At 61.5% G+C, this 5,256-nt stretch carries 2 protein-coding genes; both read right to left on the bottom strand.

The features are described 5' to 3' along the window. Positions 1 to 283 precede the first annotated feature (283 nt). Positions 284 to 2,677, bottom strand: a complete 2,394-nt coding sequence (locus ACFOKJ_RS12715) for a retention module-containing protein (RefSeq protein ID WP_390280155.1) — start codon at positions 2,675 to 2,677, stop codon at positions 284 to 286. Between the two features lie 184 nt (positions 2,678 to 2,861). Further along, positions 2,862 to 5,256, bottom strand: a 2,395-nt coding sequence (locus ACFOKJ_RS12710; protein WP_390280153.1) for a type I secretion C-terminal target domain-containing protein, incomplete at its 5' end; no start/stop codon positions are given.

Raw genomic sequence — 5,256 nt, 5'->3', positions numbered from 1 at the left:
GGTGGTTTGACGCCGGCGGCCTACGCCAAATCACTCGCTGAGAAATCAGGTAAATTAGCCTCGGACTCTAATGCTCAGTGCTACTGAGAATGGGGGGACGTCGCTTGGCCACGAAACCCACGAAACAACACAAAAAGCCCGTTCCCACCTGGCTTTCTTCCGTGTCTTTCGTGGGCTTCGTGGCAAAAATGCCTTTCCCCCTGTCGCACGATTTTCGTGGCCCCCAAAAAAAGTTGGCCGCAGGGTATGCGGCCAACCTTGTTGCTGCTTGCCCATCTAGTGCTTACGGCCCGGTTTTCAGGTTGGCGTTGTTCTTCAGGTGCTCGATGATGTCGCTGTTGCTCCCCAGCAGCGTCAGGTCCACCCCTTGCAGCAGGATCACCTGGTCGGCCACCGCACCGTAGTCATCGACATCGCCGGCAAAGTCGCCGCTGCTGCTGATATGCAGCACGGTATTGCCATCGCTCTCGCTGAAGTGCAGATAGTCGCCAAGGTCGATGCTTTCCAGGTTGCCATTGGGCAGCATGTCGCTGAGGTCGATGACATCGCCGCCTTCGCCCACGGTGAAATCGGTAATGGTATCCACCGCCGGTGCCCCGGCATTGCCCTGGTCGCCGATGTTGAAATCGAAGGTGTCGCTGTCGTCGCCGCCGCTGAGGATGTCATTGCCAAAGCCGCCCGCCAGCGTGTCTTCGCCGCTGCCGCCGGACAGCGTATCGCTGCCGAAGCTGCCCATCAGCACATCATTGCCGCTGTCTCCACTCAGGGTGTCGTCGCCGGCGCGGCCTTCCAGAAAATCATTGCCACTGCCGCCCTGCAGGCTGTCATCGCCAGTGCCGCCGTAGGCCATGTCGTTGCCTTCTCCGTAGGCCACGGTGTTGCCGACGGCTGTATCCGGCGTGTTGTCGGCAAATTCGCCGCCATCCCCATCGCTGCTCAGCCAGTTCTGGTCATCGCCAGGCCCAGGGGTGCCGGTATCGAAGTCAGTACCGTAGTCGGTGTGGAAGTTGCTGTGCGGCAGCACAAACTCGTTGCTGTTGATCAGCTGGATGTTGCTGTCCTCCGGCGCGCCGTTCACGTAGATGTGGAACTGGTCGTTCTGGTTCAGCACCACATCGCTGTCTCCGGCGGTGAGGTAGAAGCGGAACAGCGTATCGCCATTGCCGGTGTACAGTTTTTCCCAGTCGGCAGTGGTGCCGTCCGGCAGGCTGTGCGGAGCCAGTTGCAGGCTATCGGCCACCACGCCCGGCACCAGGATGTCCCAGTAGATGCTGCGCCCGTTCAGCAGGGTGATGTCGCCATCCTTGGCCTTGATGTCGAAGCGCTGCTGGTGGTCGGCATAGTTCATCAGCCAGGAGGAGCCTTCCTCGTACAGCACCGGCGGCGGTGGCGGCGGGGTGATGTCATCGTCCACGATGGTGGCCAGCGCGCTGGCATCGTAGTAGCTGCCGTTGCTCAGCAGGCTGGCGCCAAGCGAGAAGGTTTCGTCCGGCTCGTCGGTAGTATCGCCCACCGTGCTGGTGCGGATCAGCAGCACATGGTCGCCAGCGGCCAGGCCGCTGATGCCGCCGGCCGGGTAGGGCTGCCAGGCACCGCCGTCCAGCTGGTATTCGAAACTGGTGCCGGCGTAGTCGTCCGGGTGCAGCGCGCTGCCGTCGGCCAGAGTCAGCTGCAGGCTGCTGTCCTCGGCGGTATTGCGGATCTGCAGCGTGAACTGCGCGCTGTCGCCTTCCGGTACCACGATATCGCCGCTGTTGCTGCCGGGGTTCACGAACTGGATGCTGGGAATGTCGTCATCCTGGATACCGCCCACGGCGCTGTCGCTGTAGGCGATGCCAGCGCTGTCCAGCGTGGCCCCCAGGTTGAACAGCTCATCTGCCTCATCCACGGTATCAGCCACGGTATCCACCCGCACCAGCACCGTGCTGTTGCCGGCGCTCACCGCGATGCTGCCGCCATAGGGCAGCCAGCTGGCGCCGCCATCCAGGCTGTAGTACACCGCGTTGCCGGCGTAGTCCTCTGGCGATAGCGCGCTGCCATCGGCCAGGGTCAGCGTCAGCGTGCTGTCTGCCGCGGCATTGCCCAGCGTGATGCTGAAAATGGCCGGCGAGCCTTCCTGCACGCTGACATCGTCGACATTGACGCCTGGTACTGGCGGCGGTGGCGGCGGCGTTACCGGCTCATCGCTCACTACCGGCGTGGCCAGGCCAGTGCTGCTGCCGGCAGGCACGGTAAGGTTGGCCGCACGCGCCACACCCTGCGCCAGCGATGCAGGGGTGATGCCTTCCCGAATCCGGCCAAGAATGATGTAGGTGTTGCCGCTGTCCTCGGCACCGGCCGCGGCGCCGCCCAGACCGGCGGCGGCGGCCTCCAGCTGGGTAAGCGGATCCTGGCCGGATGCCAGTGCGGCCAACACCTGCTGTGCCTCGGCGCCACCGACGGGAGCGGTGATCACATCATCGGTCACGGTGAGATCGCTGGCCTCAGCAATACGCACGGTATCGCCCGCAAAAGCCTGCAATTCGATATAAGCATCCGCAGGCACCAGCAGGCGCTCGCCCGCCAGCAGCACATCGCCTACCTGCAGGGTACGCTGGGTGCCATCCATGGCCACGGCGATAACCTTGCCGGAGAGTGCCACTACCTTGCCTGCTGCCACATTGCCAGTCATTGCCATGCTGCGTGCTCCGTTGCTGTGGGGGATAGTTTCAGTGTATGTAAAATTTGCCACCTTGCCGCCACGCCAGCGCTGGCAAATCGATAAGGTTTGATTAGCGTCAGGCTAGCGGTGCCGCGTGTTTTTTCCCGGCATGCAAACAAAAAGAGCCGGGTTTGCCGGCTCTTTCCGTGTGTGGACCTCCTTAGTCGGTCTTCAGGTTCTGGTTGGTTTTCAGCAGGTTGATGATGTCAGCGTCACTGGTACTGCCCAGCAGGTCATAGTTGACACCCTGCAGCACAATCGCCTGGTCGGTGGCCGTTGCGTAGTTGCTGCCGTTGAATTGCCCGCCGCTGCTGATCTGCACCAGCGTGCCTCCTGCGCCATCGTCGGAGAAGTGCAGGTACTTGCCCAGATCGGTATTGCTCATGCCGTCTTCGCCCTGCAGCAGGTCGCTCAGATCCAGCATGTCTTTCTGGGTGGCATCCACCGGGTTGCGGGCAAAGTCGGTGACCGTGTCGGTGACTGGAGTGCCGGGGGTACCCTGATCGCCGAACTCCCAGACGAAGGTGTCGTTGTCGGCACCGCCGGTCAGGGTATCGCTGCCGCCGCCACCCACCAGCCAGTCGTCGCCGGCACCACCCTGCAGGATGTTGGCCGCAGCCGTACCGTGCAGGGTATCGCTCTCGCCAGAGCCTGCCAGTATGTTGCTGTTGGTGATGGTGACATCCAATTGCTGGGTGCCGGTGCTGTCGCCATCGGCATCCTGCACTGTCACGTCGAAGGTGAGCTGGGCGTCCAGTTCGTTGTTCTGGCTGGTGATAATGCCCACGTCCACGATCTTGATAACATCGGTGTCCGTGGTGCCGGTATTCGGTGTCGGGTTGGCATCGAAATCCTGCATCGTGCTGGAGCCGCCGCTATCGCCGGTATCCCTGTTCAGATTGATACCGGAACCGGTGATGTCCTCGGTGGAAACCAGCAACTGCATGCCGTAGATCTGATAGTTCTCTCCGGGGTTGATGTTGTAGTCGTTGCTTTCGATGATCACATAACCGTCGGCACCGGTCAGGTTGTAGGGGTTGCTGCCGGTGTAGATATCGCCGGATTCCACCACAATGGCGCGGGTGATCATGGTGTTGTTGTCCGGGTCGATCAGCTTCAGCAGCACGATCATGTCTTCGCCAGGAATCCACTTGGCCAGCTTCAGATAGATGCCGTCGGCGCGAGCATCACCGGCTCCCGGGTTCACCGCTCCACCAGGATCGCTGGTGTAGAAGTCCATGTTCAGCACTTCGCCACGCTGCAAGGTGTCACTGGCAATACCGTTCTCGCTGCCACTGACGCTGACCCAGGTCTGCGTGCCGGTGAATACCTCGTTCGTCTCCAGCGCCTTGTCGCCATCGGTGGTGGCAAAGCTGCCGGAACCGCCGGTAAAGCGCACGAAGAAGCTGTTATCCAGTTGCGATACCACGATTTCCGGCTTCGGTGAACCTCCCAGGTCGTAGCTGTCCCGATCTCCAATGACATTGCTGGTGGTCAGCACGGTGTAACCCTTGATGGTGTCATCCAGGCTAACCGTGTAAGTACCGGCCTCCTTGTCGAACACCAGGGTGCCGGTGGCATGCGTCAGCACATTGGGCGTATTGGGGTTGGACGCATAATCGAAGGAAATTTCAAACGTTGCCGTCGTGCCGTTCTCGCTCAGCCAGTTCACATCGGTATTGCTGATGGCCAGCTCACCGACCAGGCCGCTGAAGGTGATGGCGGCAAAGTCGCTGGACGAAGACGAGTAGGTATTCCGCTCGTCAGCCCCCACGCTGTACTGGAAGATACCCCAGGCATCGGTACTGCCATCGTTCAGGCTGTTGGCGTAGACCAGGTTGGAGGTTTGACCGACTACCGGGATGTCATCTTCCACCGTGATGGTGAACAGGTTGGACGCATCCAGCGTGGCTTCGTCGCCATCGAAGTCGGTGGCGATCAGCAGGCTGCTGAAGTCGATGCTGTCGACCGGGTCATTGCCTTCACCGGTGTACAGCGCGGTGTTTTCGTCGTTCGCGCCATCGTCGACATGGTCGAGCTGATCCTGAAGATCGAAGTCCCAGCTCCCGTCATCATGCATGGTCAGGGTGAACACCACGCGGTCGTCGTCGGTGCCTTCCAGGCCGCCATCGACGTAGGCGGTAAGCACGTTGTCTTCCACGATGTACAGCACCGGCTCACCCTGCGAGTACAGGGAAGGCAGGCCACTGGTATCGGTGGACAGGCTGAAGCTCAGGTCCTCGTCGGCGCCGGCGGTGAACAGGCTGGCGATGGAGCCGTTGACGGTGCTGCTGGCTTCGTCCTGGTTGCTGGAGCCATCCTCGTTGTTGCCGGTGGACAGGTCGCCGCCGGCGCTGCCGGTCATGTCGTCCTCTTCCACCGTGGCAGAGATGGCTTCAGGCTGGTCGACCACTTCCGGCACATCATCCTGTACCGCAATGGTGAACAGCTTGGCCGCATCCAGCGTGGCTTCGTCGCCATCGTTGTCAGTGGCCACGATCAGGCTGCTGAAGTCGATGCTGTCGACCGGGTCGCTGTCCGGGCCGGTGTACAGC

Origin of the sequence: Vogesella amnigena, assembly GCF_042648905.1 — a bacterium.
Lineage (GTDB): Bacteria > Pseudomonadota > Gammaproteobacteria > Burkholderiales > Chromobacteriaceae > Vogesella > Vogesella amnigena.
Note: the sequence above shows the minus strand (reverse complement) of the source record. Positions and strands in the feature narration are given on the sequence as shown.